Here is a 15,341-nt window from a genome sequence, read left to right as displayed (position 1 = left end):
GCTGCCGGGACCGGTGCTGTCCTGGCAGCGATCGCCGGCCCCGCACCGCCAGGCTTCCGCCGACACCATGCGCTGTGCGGACTACGCCCCGGAGACGGCCTCCGGCTCGCTCGCTTCCCACAGGTGGCGTCGCCTTCACGCGCCGGCCCGTCCGGTGCACGACCAGCCGTCCGTGGCCCTCTGCCCGACCCCCTCGGAACCACCCGTGAGTGAACCGGGTGCCCGACACGTCCAGTTGTCGCGGGACGCGCGACACGGCTCCGGCATCGGCTCGATCGTCGGCCTCACGCCGGCGTCTTGGCCCGTGCCCGGTTCGGACGCTCGACTGGCCCACTCAAGGTGCGTCAAACCGGATACACACCAGACTTGAATCCATGGCAGAAGAGCGCCGGCCGCGCGCCAGGAAGTCCCCGACGACAAGTGCTCGACGCACGCCAGCGGTGCGTGGAGCGGAACATGCCGCGCGTGCTGCCTGCCGGAGCCTGGAAGGTCTGATCGGCCATCCCACGGAGGGTGTATCAGCAGTGGGGCGTGAGGACGACGGTTGGTGTGTCGTCGTGGACGTCCTCGAGCTGCCGCGGATCCCGGACACGACGAGCCTTCTCGCGTCGTACGAGGTGCGGCTCGACCAGGACGGCGAACTCCTGGAGTACCGCAGGGTCCGCCGCTATCGGCGGGGTTCCGCCGACGAGTGAGCAGTGACTCAGGTTTGCCCGACTACCGGAAGGACGCCCCATGCCTGCGACCACCTACTCCGACGAGGTCGTGGCGTGCCCGCCGCGCGCCGGCACGTTGTACGACGTGCTCGAACTCATCCTCGACCGGGGCATGGTGATCGACGTGTTCGTCCGGGTGTCCCTGGTCGGCATCGAGATCCTCAAGATAGACGCGCGCATCGTGGTGGCGAGTGTCGACACGTACCTGCGCTTCGCGGAAGCGTGCAACCGGCTCGACCTGGAACGCGACTCCGGCAGCACCACCGTTCCGGAGCTGATCGGCGGTGGTGCCGCCAAGTCCATCGGCAAACGCAAGGTGCGCAAGGCCGCGGAAACGGTGGGGGACACCGTCCGCAAGGCGGTCGGCGGCGGTGACGACGATTCCGACGAGCCTGATGAGGACGAGGAAGAGCGGCAGGAACGGCCGAGGAAGCGGCGTGCTCCGGCCCGGGGCGGCAGCAGGCGACGACAGCCCGTGGAGGCCTGAACCGTGACCGGCGATGGTGTGTACGTCTACGCGATCATCCGTGCCGGAGCGCGGCTGCCGGGGGACGCGACAGGTGTGGGCAGCCCGGCCGCCCAGCTGCGGGCGATCCGGCAAGGGCGGATCGCCGCGGTTGTGAGTGATGCGCCCCCCAAGCTCCGCGCCAGACGGCGCGACCTGCTCGCTCACCAGGATCTGCTGTTGCGTCTGTCGGAGCGGGGGTCGGTACTGCCGATGAGGTTCGGCATGGTCGCGTCCGACGAGGAGGCGGTGCGTGCCCAGTTGAAGGTCCGCGAGGCGGAACACGTGGCCGCGCTGGAACACCTCTCCGACGGGGTCGAGGTGAACGTCAAAGTGCTACCGGCCCAGGACGCGCTGGCAAGCCTGGTGGCGCAGGACAAGAACGTCCGCCGGCTGCGGGACGAAGTGCGTCGACGGCCCGGTTACGAAGCCACTTTGCGACTGGGCGAGGCCGTCTCGGCCGCTCTGGAGAGCAGGGCCGCCGAGGCCGGTCGGCGAGTTCTGCGCGAGCTCACGCCCAGGGCCCGCGCGGTGGCCTCGGGTCCCGAAGTCCAGGGATGCGTACTTAACGCGTCGTTCCTCGTCAATCGTGGCGACAGCGATGCCTTCCGAACAGCGGCGGAACGTTTCGGCCATGCGAATCGCGACCGTGTGGAGCTGCGCCTCACCGGTCCGCTGCCTTGCTACAGCTTCGTCTCCGCCGAAGCAACTCCCGGCCGAGCCATTGGAGTCTGAGATGGGACTCATCACCGGTCTGCTCACCCTGCCCATCGCGCCGGTCCGCGGCGTGGTCTGGGTGGCGGAGAAACTCAACGACGCGGCCGAGCGGGAGTTGCACGACCCGGGCGTGCTCCGCGCCCAACTGGCTCTGCTGAACCGGGAGCTTGAGGACGGAGACATCAGCCTGGAGGAGTTCGAACGAGAAGAGGAACGGCTGCTCGACCGGCTGCATGCTGCCCAGGCCTGTTCCACGCCGAACGATCGAAGGTGACGAGATCATGAAGGACACGGAAAAGGTGGCTCTCGCGGCTGCGGTAGTGGGCGGCTACGTACTGGGCCGGACCAAGAAGGGCCGGATGGCCCTGTCCATCGCGACCTACCTGGCGGGCCGGCGATTCGGCCTTGAACCTCGCCAGCTCGCCGCCGAGGGGATGCGCAGACTGGGGGAGATCCCGCAGGTCGCCGAGTTGCAGGAGCAACTGCGAGGGGAAGTGCTGGAGGCGGGCCGCCAGGCACTGACCGCCGCCGCCGACCGAGGCATGGCCACGCTCGCCGGCACCCTCAGCGACCGTACGGCGCGCCTCCTGGAGCAGGCGGACGAGGGGGAGGAGGACGAGGAGGAGTACGGCCCGGAAGAGGAGGACGCGGAGTACGAGGAGGAGGAAGAGCCAGAGGCCGAGTACGAAGAGGACCAGGAAGCGGAAGAGGAAGAGCCAGAGGAAGAGCCAGAGGAAGAGCCAGAGGACGAATTCGAGGAGGAGGAAGAGGAGGAAGAGGAGGAACCCGAAGAAGAACCTGAAGAAGAACCTGAAGAGGAACCGGAAGCGAAGCCCCGGAGGCGCCGCGGTTCGCGATCGGATCGGTCCGGCGAGGAACCCGCACCAGCGGCACGTGAGAAGGCTGCTCCCGCCGGCGGACGGAAGCCTCGGGCGGCCAAGAAGACCGCGCCGGCGAAGAAATCAACCCCCAGCAAGACGGCGGCCAAGAAGTCGGCGCCCAGCAAGAAGACCGCGGCCGGCGGGACGGCGAAAAAGTCGGCGGCGAAGAAGACCGCGGCGAAGAAGGCAACTCCTGCCAAGAAGGCCGCGGCCAAGAAGACTGCGGCTAAGAAGACAGCTCCTGCCAAGAAGACCGCGGCCAAGAAGACGGCGTCTTCCAAGCGGACAGCATCCAAGCGTGCCGATCGCCGGAGGTAGGCAGCGATGACCAAGACGGAAAAGGACGAACCGGCAGAGGAAACGTCGGGTGTGGACCGGCTTCGTGAAGAGCTGTCCAAGTTCGTGTCCGCGCAGATGGAGAATCTCGCCGAGAAGGCGGGCGACAAACTGACGGACGTCGCCGGGAAGCTCACAGACGCGGCCGAGAACGGTGGCTCGCTGCCCGCGATCGGGTCCCGCATCCTCCAGGGCGATTCACCGTTGAAGGCCTTTGTGTCGGAGAAGGCCAAGGGTGTCAAGGACAACGTCGTAGAGAAGGCCAAGAGTGCTTTCGGGGGTGGCAAAGGGAAGCGGAAGGCCAGCGGCGGCAAGGTCATGAACATCATCGAGGTCCTCGATGTCGGAGTGCCGCTCCGGGACACCTACGACTACTGGACGCAGTACGACAAATTCAGCAGCTTCGCCAAGGGCGTTCGCGACGTCTCCAAGGACGATGAGGGCGGGAGCGACTGGAAGGTCAAAGTCGGCCCTTCGTCGCGCAGCTTCAAGGCGACCGTCCAGGAACAGATTCCCGACGACCGCATCGTGTGGACCTCCGAAGGAGCCAAGGGCAGCACCCGGGGCGCGGTCAGCTTCCACGAGCTGGCGCCCACCCTGACTCGAATCGTCCTCGTAGTGGAGTACTACCCGTCGGGGTTCTTCGAGAAGACGGGCAACATCTGGCGGGCGCAAGGGCGCCGGATGCGACTGGACTTCAAGAACTTCCAGCGATACGTGACCCTCACCAACGAAGAACCCGAGGGCTGGCGGGGTGAAATCCGTGACGGAGAAGTCGTCGTCTCCCACGATGACGCCGTAGAAGAGGAAGAGGCTGAGCAGGAACAGCCGGAGGGTGAAGAGCCCGAGGGCGACGCCGAGGAAAGTGCCGACTCCGGGTACGAGGACGAGGAGGAGGAGGAGGACGAAGGCGGCGGCGAAGAGGGGGCGGAGGGCGCGTACGAGGACGAGGAGGACGAATACGAGGGCGAGGGCGAAGAGGGGGCCGAGGGCGAGGGCGAGGGCGAAGGCGAGGGCGAAGAGGCGGCCGAGGGCGAAGGCGATTCGGAGGACGAGGAAGAAGCTCCCAAGAAGAGGAGAGGGCAGAGGCGACGCCGTGACTGACGTCGACTTCCGGCAGGGCTCCTACCCCGCTTCCGGTCCTCAGACCACCAACCTCGCCGACATTCTAGAACGCGTTCTGGACAAGGGAATCGTGATCGCCGGGGACATCAAGATCGATCTCCTCGACATCGAACTGCTCACCATTCGGCTCCGTCTGTTCGTGGCATCCGTGGACACCGCGAAGAAGGCCGGAATCGACTGGTGGGAAAACGATCCCGCGCTCAGCTCGCGGGCTTCGCGCAGCGCCTTGCAGGAGGAGAACCGTGAATTGCGCGAGCGGTTGAAATCGCTTGAGTCCGAGGCGCCGGAGAAGTCGCTCGAATCCGGGACGGCGGAGAATTAGTTCCTACGGTGGTTTCACAGCAACGCCCCGAGGCGGCGAGTAACAAGGAGGTCCGAGTACATGACGGAGCGCGGTCCCGGACTGTCGGGCGTCAACGCCATCTACGTGTTCGCTGTCTGCCGGGAACCGGACCTTTCGGCCGTGGCCGGGTTGCCGGGGGTCACCCACGAGACGTCTGTGAGTTCACTGTCGCTGGGGGTGCTGACGGCGATCGTGCAGACCGTCCGGGCGAGCGACTTCACTGACGAGGTCTGGCAGGCGCGCCTGTCGGACCAGCGGGAACTCGAGCGGTACGCACGCGCCCACCACGATGTCGTCGCCGCGGTCGCGGCTCGCTGCCCGACAGTTCCCCTGCCGATGGCCACCGTGTACCACGGCGAGGAGAGGGCGCGAGAGGCACTGGTCAAAGAGGCCGATCGGTTCGATGCCGCGCTCAGACGCATCGCGCACCACGCCGAGTGGGGGGTGAAGGTCTTCGTGCCGTCCTGCCCGCGAGACGACACCGCACCGACCCCGATCCGGCATGTCACGTCTACGGAGCGGTCTCGCCCGGCGCCCGGAGCCGGACTCGCCTACCTGAACCGCAAGCGAGGCGCGCAGGAGCGCCGCGAGCGGATCCAGGACGAGGCCCTGAGGACCGCCGAAGCGGTGGATGCCGAGGTCAGGGGCCTTGCCACCGCGGCCCGTAGGTTGCGGCCGCACGCCCAGCCTTCGGGGGAAAACCGGGTTCATGTCCTCAACGCGACCTACTTGGTGGCCGCGGAGCGCGCCGAGGAACTGGCCCTGCTGACACGGACTCTGCGGGAACGTACCGGGATGGACATCGAACTGTCCGGGCCGTGGGTGCCCTACTCCTTCGTTGGCGAGGTGTAGACCGTGACGCACGAAGTGGTGCCCTGGGACGCTCCCGGGCCCCTGCGCGGACCCATCGGGGTACCGCTCGTCGATCTGTTGGACCGTGTCCTGGCAACCGGCGTGGTGATCAGTGGGGACCTGGTCATCGCCATCGCTGACGTCCCGCTGGTGCGGCTCTCCCTTCACGCACTGCTGTCGTCCGTCAACGAGCGCGTCCCGGCTCCCTGGGCGGACGGCGGCCCGCTGTGAGCGACTCCCGACTCGACCTGGACTCCGACCGGATGGGGCGCGACCTGGTCGCCCTGGTACTCACCGTGGTCGAACTCCTCAGGCAGTTGATGGAGCGCCAGGCGATTCGCCGTGTCGAGCAGGGCGACCTCAGCGAGGAGCAGGTTGACGAGATCGGGACCACGCTGATGTTGCTCGACCAGCGGATGGCGGAACTGTGCGAGCAGCACGGAGTGCGTCCGGAGGATCTCAATCTCGACCTCGGCCCGCTCGGAACCCTTTTGCCCAGAAGCTGAAGGACGCTGATCCAGCTCTACTGGCCCGATGGCAGTCCTCACCGCGCCTGCCGCGGGTGAGGCGACCGGCTCTCCATGTGGTGAATACGGTGCGCGTCATGGTCGAAGACTGTGCGGGTGCGGGTGCGGGTGCGGGTGCGGGTGCGCGTCGCGGCGGAGCCGGTGGTCAGGCCTTCAGGGCATCAGCTCGCCCGGGCCCGGCGTCTTCGGCCAGAGATATGTGCGCCGTGACGCGTTTGCCGGACGGTTCCATGTGGACCTGGAACCTTTGGGCGACGGCCAACACGATCTCCAGGCCGTGCTGGCCTATTCGGTGTGGATCGACGGGGTGGACGACGGGCCGGGCGCGGCGGCTGTCTCGCACGGTCACCTCCACGGCGGCTTCCGCGATACGCAATTCCATGTGTATGGGCCCGGGGGCGTATTTGCCGGCGTTGGTGACCAGTTCGCTGACCACCAGTTGAGTCAGGTCCATCACGCGGGCGGAGACGACGACGTCCTGTTCTGCCTGGGCGCGCGTGAGGAAGTCCGCCGCGAAGTGACGTGCTTCGGCGATGCGCGAGTTGCCTCCGGTCAATGGGACGGTGGTGGCTGTGGGCTGAGTGCTCGGTGGCCCCGCGCGGCCTTTACCAGACGACTCCATTTTGTTCACCTTCGTTCCGGTTGTCCCACATGTACCCCGAGTGGCTGAGAAGATGCTGCTCCAGCTCACTCGGGGCCGGCGAGCGGCCACACCGAGACCGCGGCGCCGATCCCTCGTCGTACAGGCGGCGCCGGTCCTCCTCGTCCCGTGCCCGGGTGTCGCGCGGGCTGGGTGCGGGGCTCGGTCGCCGGTGGCATGCCGGCTGCCGGCGACCGCCCGCTGACGCGCTGCCTCCGTGTCGAACTCCGGACCAAGGAGCATCGTGAGGTTGTTCTGAGAGATGCGATCGCGCGGGACTGTGCCGAGCCGGCACAGGCGTCCTTGCTTGAGCTCGGGCGGGCTGCCCGGGTTCATTCAGAAGGAGGCAGTGATCGATTCCACGCCGCCGCGGCCGCCTGCGAGGTGGGCTGGATGGAGAAGACCCGTTCCAGACCGACCAGGCGGAAGGTCCGGATGACGCTGTCCGGTACCGCGGTCAGAACGACGGACGCCCCGGCTGCCAGCGCGTGGTTGCGTGCGGCGATGAGAACCGTGATGCCGGTGGAATCGCAGAAGGTGAGCCGGTCGAGGTCGATCACGAGTTGCTGACCGGCGGAGAGGGCGAGGCGAGGGAGCACGGTGCGGACATCCGGCGCGCTGTGATGGTCCAAGGCACCGGCCAGTTCGATCACCGGGCCAGCGGGCGTGGTGCGGGTGCGGACGGTCAGTTCGTGGTTCACATCTGCTCTTCGCTGCTGTGTCGGGGCACGTTGAAGGCCAGGACCGCGGTGTCGTCGTCCACGCCGGTGCCGAAGCTGTCGAGCAGGTCCCGGATCGCGGCCACGGCGTCGCGGGCGGTGGTGGGTGCCAGGTCCTGGGCGAACTCCAGCAGCGCTTCGTCGCCGTAGCGCCCGTCGGCGCCGACGGAGTGGGCCTCGGTGAGGCCGTCGGTGTGCAGGAACAGCGTGTCGCCGGGGTCGAGGCGGACGCGGGTGGTGGCGATGTCGGCATCGGGCAGGACGCCGATCAGTTGGCCGCCGGGGGTCGGCAGGTAGTCGGCATGGCCGTCGGAACGCATCAGCAGGGCCGGTGGGTGGCCGCCGCTGGCCAGAGTGACCTGAAAGCCGCCCTCGTCTCCGTCCGGCGTGAGCAGGCCGAAGATGACGGTGCAAAAACGCGGGTCCTGGCCGTTGTACTCGTGATTCAACACGGTGTTGAGATTGGCGAGCACGGCCGCGGGGTCGGGGTCGTACACGGCGGCCGCCCGCAGTGTGTAGCGCGCCAGAGAGGTGACGGCGGCGGCTGCCGCGCCCTTGCCGCAGACGTCGCCGAGGAAGAACCCCCAGGTGCCGGAGGCGAGGGGGAACAAGTCGTAGAAGTCTCCGCCGACCTCGTCGACGGAGGCGACGTGGTAGTACGCGGCGACGTCCAGGCCGGGCACGTCCACCAGGGTGGGGGGCAGCAGCGTCTTCTGCAGGGTGGCGTTCAGTCGTTTCAGGCGTTCACGTTCCCGGTCGGATTCCTGACGGGCGCGCAAGAGCTCGGCTTCGTACGCGCGCCGGTCCCGGGCGTCGAAGACGGTGGTGCGGATCAGCAGCGGCTGTCCGTCACTGCCCGTGCGGATGATCGAGGTCACCAGAACCGGCAGTCGGCCGCCGTCAGCGGATTTGAGTTCCAGGGCGATGCCGCTGATCTCGCCCTGCATGCGCAGCAGCGGGCCGAAATGGGTCTCGTGGTAGAGCCGGCCGCCGACGGTCAGCAGGTCGGAGAAGTCCTTCCGGCCGACCAGATCGCCGCTTTCGTAGCCGAGCCAGTTCAGGAGGGTTTGGTTGATCTTCGCGATGCGGCCGTCCAGCGTCGTGGAGAGGTAGCCGCACGGCGCGTGTTCGTACAGGTCCTCCGCACTGTCCTCCAGCAACGCCGAGAACATGGCCTGGTCGTCGTCCGGCAGCGCATCTGGGGACGAACCCTCGCACTGCCCGTTGCCGTCGGTTCTGCACATCAAAGGCCCGCTCCGGCGAAGGCCGCGATCGCGGCAGCGGTCTCCTCCGGGGCGGCGAGCTGCGGACAGTGCCCGGTGGCGTTCAGCGTGATCAGCCCGCTGCCGGGAATCTGCGCCTGAACGAAGGCCCCCACCTCCGGTGGCGCGATCGCGTCCCTGGAGCATCGCGCCACCAGGGTCGGAACCCGCACATGGGCAAGGGACTCGCGATGGTCGGACAGGAACGTCACCCGGGCGAAGACCCGGGCGATGTCCGGATCGGTGCGGCAGAAACTGTTGGTCAGCTCCTCACCCAGTTCCGGACGCTCGGGATTGCCCGTGATCACCGGCGCCATGGCCCGCGACCAGCCGAGATAGTTCGCGTCCAGCGACTCCAGAAGCTCCTCTATGTCCTCGGCGCTGAACCCGCCCCGATAACCGGATACCGGATCGTCGATGAAACAGGGAGACGGGGTGAGCAGAAGCAGACGACTGAACGCACCCGGCTCCCGTGCGGCGGCCACCACCCCCATCATGGCGCCCACGGAGTGTCCGACGAACGTCACGGGACCCAGTGCGAGCTCGTGACAGATCTCCAGCACGTCCTCGGCATAGCCGTCGATGGTGGAGTAGCGCTGCTCGCTCCACGACGCCAGGTCAGAGTTCCCGGCCCCCACGTGGTCGAAGAGCACCACCGTGAAATCGGGCTCCAGCAGCGGCACCACCAGCCGCCACATGTTCTGGTCGCACCCGAATCCGTGCGCGAGCACCACCACGGGGCCGTCCGTCCGGCCGGTCACCTTCACATGGTTCCTGCTCAGCACGTCCATACGACTCATCTTCGCAGACTGGCCCGGGGCCCCGACCGAACAGCCCACCTGCCCCGTGGATCGCGCGCAATCCTGTCACCGACGTTCGGACGACCGGGCTGATCCGGCCGGCGAAGTCCGAGAGCCGCGATGCGGCTCGGGATGCGGGGAGGACCGGCCCGAAAAACCGCGGGCGTGCCGATCGGCCGGGATATCGGCCACGCCCGCGCCGAAAACCTCCCGGGGCGCCGATCGGCCGGGGTATCGGTCACGAATCGTCGCTGTTTTTGACGGTCAGGTGAAATGCCCGGTCAGCGGCGGCGACTACCAGTAGTGCCGTCGTCCGCCGACCTCATGCCCTACGGCTCCCAGAATCCACAGCACGATTCCGATCGCGACCAGGATGACTCCGATGGTCCAAAGGATTCCAATGCCCGCGACGAGGCCGACAACGAGCAGGATGACTCCGAGGATGATCATGGCTTCCTCCGATGACGGAACGTCGTCTGCGGGCGTCCCCATCTTGTGTCGCGGGTCCCCGTCCTCCCGTGGGACAAACGCGTCATCGGGCCCTCATCGAGGGAACGAGCTCCGACCACGGTCTGCCTACGCCGCGGGATTCGCTCCTACGGCCTGCCGATAGGCCACATGACCGCCCAGCGCACCGCTCACCGCGACGGCTGCCAAGCCGCCCAACGACCACAGCTTGCCCTTCGTCGAGTGACGGCGGAGCCGCGCCGTCAGGGACGCGGCGTAGAAAGTCACCGCGGCCACGTTCGAAACCGCGTGGGCCAGTCCGACCCGGGCCTGTTCGGGCGGCAGGTCCGCCCAGTCGGCCCAGCCCGCGACCGCTGCGGGGGCGACCCCGGCCAAACCGACCGCCGTGAGGGTCGTAGGCGCATGCCCTCCTCCCGGCACGATGTCCAGTACGGCGGCCGACAGCCAGCAACCGATCGGCACCTGCACCAGAAGGGGATGGACAGGATGGCCCATCGGTCGGCCGCGCAACAGCGCGCGTACCTCGCCCAGCGGGAGAGAGCGGATTCCACGCTGGAGAACCCGGATTGCCGGATCCGCGACCATCGACCGTTCCATGCGGTCCAGGGTCGTCAGCCACCATGTCGACGCCGTGTGCAGCGGGGCGGTCGTCCTGGTCTGTGGGGAGGTGTCGAAGGCGTGTGTGTTCACGTACGAGGGTTACCCGGCATCGCGCCACTGTCTCACCGCAGCCCCGACTGCACCCGAACGGTCTGCTTCCCCAGGGTCCAGGGTGGAGTCAGAGCCGGGTGCGTTCCCGGTCCGGCATCGCGCGGAAAGCCGACGGCACCTCCGCGGTCCGGAGGAGCCCGCGGCCCGCCCCGCGGGGGAGCGCGCGCGTGCCAGGGGCGACCCGGTCAGCCAGAGGCCGACAGCGGCGGCTCCGGTGCTTGGCCCGGTCACCTACGACGGCGGACTGATCGAAGGTGGCCATGGAGCCGAGGTTGTAGGACCCGATCAGGCGCCGGGTACCGGTCATGGTGACGAAACGGGAGAGCCGGACGGGGGAGAAGTTCCGCGAGGAACGCAGGCCGAGCGTCATCTCCGGTCAGGGCGCGGGGTTCGGGCTGCTCGGTGCGGAGACGCCGGACACCCCACGAGACGCGCGGCCTCGGGCCGGCACTCGTGCGGTGTCTCGCGTTTGGGGGCAGCCCCGCCACCGGTCGCCGTCGTGTCAGCCGAACCCGATCCCCAGGAGCAGCGTTCCGATGGACGCCAGCGTGAGGCCCAGCGGGATCAGGCTCACCCCGATTCCCACGCCCAGGCTCTTCCTCTTCGCCGGGTACCACGGCACGCCCAGGGAGAGCACCCCCAGCAGGAGCAGCACCAGGGACACTCCGATCGCGGCCTCCGTGCGCCCGCAGGGGTTGGCGGCGCTGCACGAGTCCAACGCCATGGGGGACACCAACAGCAGCAGGGCGGCGACGAGTTGGACCGCCAGCGCCACCAGCACACCGACCAACGGGGCGATCCACCACTTCCGCCGGGGCTGTGCCCTGTCGGCGGACAGGGATTCGGCCGCCGACAGCGACGGTGAGAGAGAAGGCTGAATGGGGACCTGCGGCGTGGCGGATGTGCTCATGGGCACAGTATGGCGCCCTCGTGAACATCCGGTGAAGGCTGGTCCGCTCCGGCGATGCGCGAGTGTGGCGCCGGACGCCTCGGTCGTGCCGGAAGCCCTCAGACCGGCGGCCCCGCACGCATGCTCGTACTCCCCGTCCTCTGGGGGCGCCGTCACGCGCACTCGTCCTCGGAGGTGGCGGTGATGACGGGCTCGAAGCCGACGGGCAGGAGTTCGAGCAACAGAGCCACGGCCTCTTCGGCGTTGTCGACTTCGCCGATCACGGCGCTGGGCTTGCGTCGGCGAACCGTGAACCGTCCGTTGTCCAGCGGTTCGATCGATCCGGCGTGCAAAGTCCAGGGGTAGCTGGTGGAACTGCTGAAGCACAGGGCCAAGTGGCTGGTGAGCGGATACAGCCGCCGGAACCGAGGTTGAGCGGCTGCGGCTTCCAGCAGTGGGACGATGCCCGGAAACGGGCGCTCGGGCGCCCGGATCCGATGGACTGCCTGCCCCCACTGCCACGTGAGCCGTAGGGACTGCCATTTGGCCTCGACGGCGTCAGCCGGCCCGCGTCCGCCTGCCGTGTCGATGTCCGGCGGAACCGGTCTTGGAGGCAGGGGCGGCCGCTGACCGGAGGTCTCGCCGTTCGCGTCCACTCCCACAGTGTCGCCGACCGCGGAAGGGCGACGACGGTGACCGAGACCGGTCGGCTCCGCCCTCGGCAGGGGGCGCCGTCCCGGGAATCCGACGTCGTACGCGGGGCACGTCCCCCCGCGGGGCAGGCCGTCCGCCCGCGGGGCAGCGGATCCGGAGTGGAGGAGCGCCGGGTCCGCCAACTCCGGAACCGCGGGAGCGAGTTCGGATCTCTCCACCCGCTCCGGCGGAAGGCATCGGTCCGGCAGCCCGGGGCCGCCGTGCCGTCCGGACTCGCCCGGGCGTCGCGGATCCGAAGAAATTCCTGCTCACAGGCCTTACGCGTGGCCTTCGAATGGCCCTATCTTCTGCATCCATGCTCCCTGCCGATGATCAGCGCGGCCGCCGTCGGCTTGCCCGCACCGCGTCCCTCACCACCGCGGCCGTACTCGCGGTTCTCTGTGCCGTCCTCGGCTATGCCGACGGGACCGGACTGTTCGCCCCGGAGAACTGGTTCGACGCGGGCTTCCTGCCCGGCGACGCCACCAGCCCCGCCTGGGCCACGGTCGTGTTCCTGCCCCTGCTGACCGGTGGCAGCGCGGTCGCCGTCCACCGGTTGGTGCGTGCCGCGGCCCCCGGAGCGAGGGCGCGATGGGTCTTCGGCGCCGTCTGGTCGAGTCTGATCCTGGTGGCGTTCCTGGCCAAACTGGCCTACAGCGTGCTGCTGCTGGCGATCGCCGGAACTGCCGGGCTGCACCTGCTGCCGACGGCCGGATCGCTTCTCGCGGAGTGCGGTCTGACCGGCGCGAAGTACGCCGTGTTCGGGCCGCTGGTCGCCGGACCGGCGGCGTCGGCGTACCGGATCGGCGTACGGCACCTGCGCGCCGAGCGCGTCGCACGGGACTCGGCTGCCGACCTCGACCGGGTCGCCGGGTTCGCGTGGCTGCCGGCCGGCGCCGCCGTGGCGCTCCAAGCCGGTACCGGCGTGTTCGCCTGGGCCGCCGGCCCCACGCCAGGCCTCGGCGTCGCGGCACTCGTCGCCGGAGGCGCGGCGGCGTTCGCGGGCGTCCTGCTCTGGCGCCGAGTGGTGTCGCCGGACCTGACCGGCGCGGGCGCCGGGGTGACGCTGTGGTCCCTCGCGGCCACGCTCACCTCGGCCGGAGCCCTCGGCTTCTCACTGCTGTGGGTGCTGGACGGATGCCTGGACGGCTTCGGCGGGGCTCTGTTCCCGGTCGCGTCCGTTCTGGCGCGGGCCGCGGAGGGCGTCACCGCGGGCGTGTGCACATGTCTCGTGGCCCTGCCCTGGACCGCGGTACGGGCGCGGACGCGCCGGACGCCCCCGGCCGAACGAGGAGGCGTCGCCCTCGCGGTCCGCTGGGCGCCCGTCGCGGTGGCCGCCGTGCTGGCGCTCGCCGCCGGCACCCTGGCACCGGGAACGACCGGAAGAGCCGCGGCCTCCGGCGGCGCGCCGCGGCAGGCCGCGGGCCGCGACCGGGCCGGACTGCTGCCGCTGACCGTGCTGCGCCGCAGCGGACAGTCTCCGGTGATCGGCGACAGCGCCGGGCGCCAGGTGCTGCTCCGCGGCGTGAACGTCAATCAGCTCGTCGACTACGGGCAGCCCGATCCGGCCAAGCCCACCGTGTGGCCGCTGGAGGACTCCGACTACGCCCTGATGGCCCGGTACGGGTTCGACGTCCAGCGGCTGGCCCTGTCGTGGTCGGCCCTGGAGCCGAAGCGCGGCGTCTTCGACGAGACGTATCTGGCGCGGATACGCACGGCGGTCGACCAGGCCGCCGCGCACGGGATCCACACCGTCCTCGACATGCACCAGGACACCTTCTCCAAATACGTCAGCGCGGCTGCCGGGACCCACTGCCGCCCCGGGGCGACACCCGAGTTCGGCAACGACGGCGCCCCGGACTGGGCGACGCTCACCGACGGCGCCCGGGCCTGCGGCTTCCTCGGCCGTGACCTCTCGCCCAACGTGCAGCAGGCGTTCACCAACCTCTACGACGACACCGACGGCATCGGCACCGAACTGGCCCACGCCTGGGGCCGCCTCGCCGCGGACTTCGCGGACGATCCCGCCGTCGCCGGCTACGACCTCCTCAACGAGCCCGGCCCGGGCGGCGCCCCCGGCCTCACCTCCTCCCTCCTGCTCGGACGCCTCTACCAGCAGGCGATCACCTCGATCCGGGCAGCGGAGTCACGGGATTCCGGCGGCTTCCACCACCTGGTGTTCTTCGAGCCCTCGATCCTGTGGTCGGGGCTCGGCTTCGACACCACCCCACCGGTCGGGTTCGCCGATGACCCACTGCTCGTCTTCTCGCCTCACCTGTACAGCGAGTCCATCAGCATGGACCAGGGCCTGGGCGTCACCCTGACCTCGATCGAACAGGGCTACACCACCGCCGAACGCACCGCCCGGGCGTACGGGGCACCACTGTGGTCGGGTGAGTGGGGATGGTTCGGCGACCCGGACGACTTCCACCCCCGTTTCGACCGCTTCCTGGAGCGGCAGAACACCGACCTGCTCGGCTCGGCGATCTGGGTGTGGAAGAAGGCCTGCGGTGATCCACAGAACGACCCCGCGGCCACCACCTCGGGCGGCGGCGTCGTCCTGTACACCTGCCCCGACGGCAAGCCCCTGCCGAGCCCGGCTTTCGAGACCACGGCGCTGTCCCAGGCGTACCCGCGCAGCGCCCCCGGTCGTCTGAGCGCCCTGCGGTCCTCCGTCACCACGCGGGACCTGCGGCTGTCGGGCACCGGGACGGGCACCCTGGACGTCTGGGTCCCCGGCCCGAACCGCCCGGAGGCCACGGGGAGCGGCCTGACCGACATCAAGTCGGCGGAACAGCCCGGCGGCTGGCGGCTCACCGCGCACACCTCCCACCGGTACACCCTCCACGTGGGGTAGTGGCCGCCGTCGGCCGGCCCGCCTCGGGGGCGGGCCGGCCGACGGCACAGGGCATCGCGGCCTCGTCGCACCGGCGTCCGGGACGGCGCGAAGGGGCGTTGAGGAGCGCGCCGAGGCGCGGCGCATCGGACCGGCATCCTCGTCCCGCGGGACGTCGGCCGTAGGTGTCGGCGAAGAAGGGTCCGTGTCCCGGGCGGACGGCGGCGGACGCGCGCCACCGGACGGTGAGTACACGTCGCAACGGCAACGGCAACGGCAACGGCAACGGCAACGGCAACGGCCGTCGAGCCGTAGTGCGCT

Annotated in this window: 19 protein-coding genes; 11 read left to right on the top strand and 8 right to left on the bottom strand. The window is 69.3% G+C overall.

The window, feature by feature from the left end:
* The first annotated feature begins 374 nt into the window (after positions 1-374).
* The 10 genes from ACFYW8_RS31095 to ACFYW8_RS31050 are packed head-to-tail and all read left to right on the top strand — an operon-like array spanning position 375 to position 5,981.
* Positions 375-695, top strand: a complete 321-nt coding sequence (locus tag ACFYW8_RS31095) for a gas vesicle protein (RefSeq protein ID WP_389084413.1) — start codon at positions 375-377, stop codon at positions 693-695.
* Positions 696-735: 40 nt separating this feature from the next.
* Positions 736-1,203 (top strand): gas vesicle protein GvpJ, encoded by a 468-nt coding sequence (gvpJ, locus tag ACFYW8_RS31090; protein WP_389084407.1) that lies wholly within the window; start codon positions 736-738, stop codon positions 1,201-1,203.
* Between the two features lie 3 nt (positions 1,204-1,206).
* The gene (locus ACFYW8_RS31085; protein WP_389084402.1) at positions 1,207-1,956 is read left to right on the top strand and encodes a GvpL/GvpF family gas vesicle protein; all 750 of its coding nucleotides are present in this window, start codon (positions 1,207-1,209) and stop codon (positions 1,954-1,956) included.
* 1 nt (position 1,957) lies between these two features.
* The gene (locus ACFYW8_RS31080; protein WP_389084399.1) at positions 1,958-2,212 is read left to right on the top strand and encodes a gas vesicle protein GvpG; all 255 of its coding nucleotides are present in this window, start codon (positions 1,958-1,960) and stop codon (positions 2,210-2,212) included.
* A gap of 7 nt (positions 2,213-2,219) precedes the next feature.
* The gene (locus ACFYW8_RS31075) at positions 2,220-3,137 is read left to right on the top strand and encodes a histone protein (protein WP_389084394.1); all 918 of its coding nucleotides are present in this window, start codon (positions 2,220-2,222) and stop codon (positions 3,135-3,137) included.
* A 6-nt stretch (positions 3,138-3,143) separates the two neighbouring features.
* Positions 3,144-4,259 carry an SRPBCC family protein gene (locus ACFYW8_RS31070; protein ID WP_389084390.1) on the top strand — a complete coding sequence of 372 codons (1,116 nt, stop codon included), beginning with the start codon at positions 3,144-3,146 and terminating at the stop codon, positions 4,257-4,259.
* On the top strand, positions 4,252-4,602 hold the full coding sequence (locus tag ACFYW8_RS31065; protein WP_389084384.1) for a gas vesicle protein: 351 nt from the start codon (positions 4,252-4,254) through the stop codon (positions 4,600-4,602). The genes ACFYW8_RS31070 and ACFYW8_RS31065 overlap by 8 nt, the downstream gene beginning before the upstream one ends.
* Before the next feature lie 60 nt (positions 4,603-4,662).
* On the top strand, positions 4,663-5,475 hold the full coding sequence (locus ACFYW8_RS31060; protein WP_365881110.1) for a GvpL/GvpF family gas vesicle protein: 813 nt from the start codon (positions 4,663-4,665) through the stop codon (positions 5,473-5,475).
* Positions 5,476-5,478: 3 nt separating this feature from the next.
* Positions 5,479-5,706: a gas vesicle protein gene (locus ACFYW8_RS31055; RefSeq protein WP_365881112.1), complete on the top strand. Its 228-nt coding sequence runs from the start codon at positions 5,479-5,481 to the stop codon at positions 5,704-5,706.
* A complete protein-coding gene (locus ACFYW8_RS31050) occupies positions 5,703-5,981 on the top strand; it encodes a gas vesicle protein K (RefSeq protein WP_365881114.1) in 279 nt (92 codons plus the stop codon). The genes ACFYW8_RS31055 and ACFYW8_RS31050 overlap by 4 nt, the downstream gene beginning before the upstream one ends.
* A gap of 166 nt (positions 5,982-6,147) precedes the next feature.
* Here ACFYW8_RS31050 and ACFYW8_RS31045 read toward each other — a convergent pair whose 3' ends face one another.
* From ACFYW8_RS31045 to ACFYW8_RS31010, 8 genes are all read right to left on the bottom strand, one after another.
* The gene (locus tag ACFYW8_RS31045) at positions 6,148-6,624 is read right to left on the bottom strand and encodes an ATP-binding protein (protein ID WP_389084370.1); all 477 of its coding nucleotides are present in this window, start codon (positions 6,622-6,624) and stop codon (positions 6,148-6,150) included.
* Positions 6,625-6,974: 350 nt separating this feature from the next.
* Positions 6,975-7,343: an STAS domain-containing protein gene (locus tag ACFYW8_RS31040; protein WP_389084366.1), complete on the bottom strand. Its 369-nt coding sequence runs from the start codon at positions 7,341-7,343 to the stop codon at positions 6,975-6,977.
* Positions 7,340-8,605 carry a SpoIIE family protein phosphatase gene (locus ACFYW8_RS31035; protein ID WP_365881120.1) on the bottom strand — a complete coding sequence of 422 codons (1,266 nt, stop codon included), beginning with the start codon at positions 8,603-8,605 and terminating at the stop codon, positions 7,340-7,342. The genes ACFYW8_RS31040 and ACFYW8_RS31035 overlap by 4 nt, the downstream gene beginning before the upstream one ends.
* The gene (locus tag ACFYW8_RS31030) at positions 8,605-9,414 is read right to left on the bottom strand and encodes an alpha/beta fold hydrolase (protein WP_389084512.1); all 810 of its coding nucleotides are present in this window, start codon (positions 9,412-9,414) and stop codon (positions 8,605-8,607) included. The genes ACFYW8_RS31035 and ACFYW8_RS31030 overlap by 1 nt, the downstream gene beginning before the upstream one ends.
* A gap of 303 nt (positions 9,415-9,717) precedes the next feature.
* Positions 9,718-9,873: a DUF6131 family protein gene (locus tag ACFYW8_RS31025; RefSeq protein ID WP_365881122.1), complete on the bottom strand. Its 156-nt coding sequence runs from the start codon at positions 9,871-9,873 to the stop codon at positions 9,718-9,720.
* A 126-nt stretch (positions 9,874-9,999) separates the two neighbouring features.
* Positions 10,000-10,581 (bottom strand): DUF2231 domain-containing protein, encoded by a 582-nt coding sequence (locus ACFYW8_RS31020; protein WP_389084355.1) that lies wholly within the window; start codon positions 10,579-10,581, stop codon positions 10,000-10,002.
* A 523-nt stretch (positions 10,582-11,104) separates the two neighbouring features.
* Entirely contained in the window at positions 11,105-11,512 is a 408-nt protein-coding gene (locus ACFYW8_RS31015) for a hypothetical protein (RefSeq protein WP_389084350.1), read from the bottom strand.
* A 152-nt stretch (positions 11,513-11,664) separates the two neighbouring features.
* Positions 11,665-12,147, bottom strand: coding sequence for a DUF6193 family natural product biosynthesis protein (locus tag ACFYW8_RS31010; RefSeq protein ID WP_389084345.1), 483 nt, complete (start codon positions 12,145-12,147; stop codon positions 11,665-11,667).
* Positions 12,148-12,500: 353 nt separating this feature from the next.
* Between ACFYW8_RS31010 and ACFYW8_RS31005 the strand changes: the two genes are divergently transcribed.
* The gene (locus tag ACFYW8_RS31005; protein WP_389084340.1) at positions 12,501-15,041 is read left to right on the top strand and encodes a glycoside hydrolase family 5 protein; all 2,541 of its coding nucleotides are present in this window, start codon (positions 12,501-12,503) and stop codon (positions 15,039-15,041) included.
* Positions 15,042-15,341: the final 300 nt, after the last annotated feature.

It is taken from the genome of Streptomyces sp. NPDC002742 (assembly GCF_042888885.1).
Taxonomy (GTDB): Bacteria; Actinomycetota; Actinomycetes; order Streptomycetales; family Streptomycetaceae; genus Streptomyces.
Note: the sequence above shows the minus strand (reverse complement) of the source record. Positions and strands in the feature narration are given on the sequence as shown.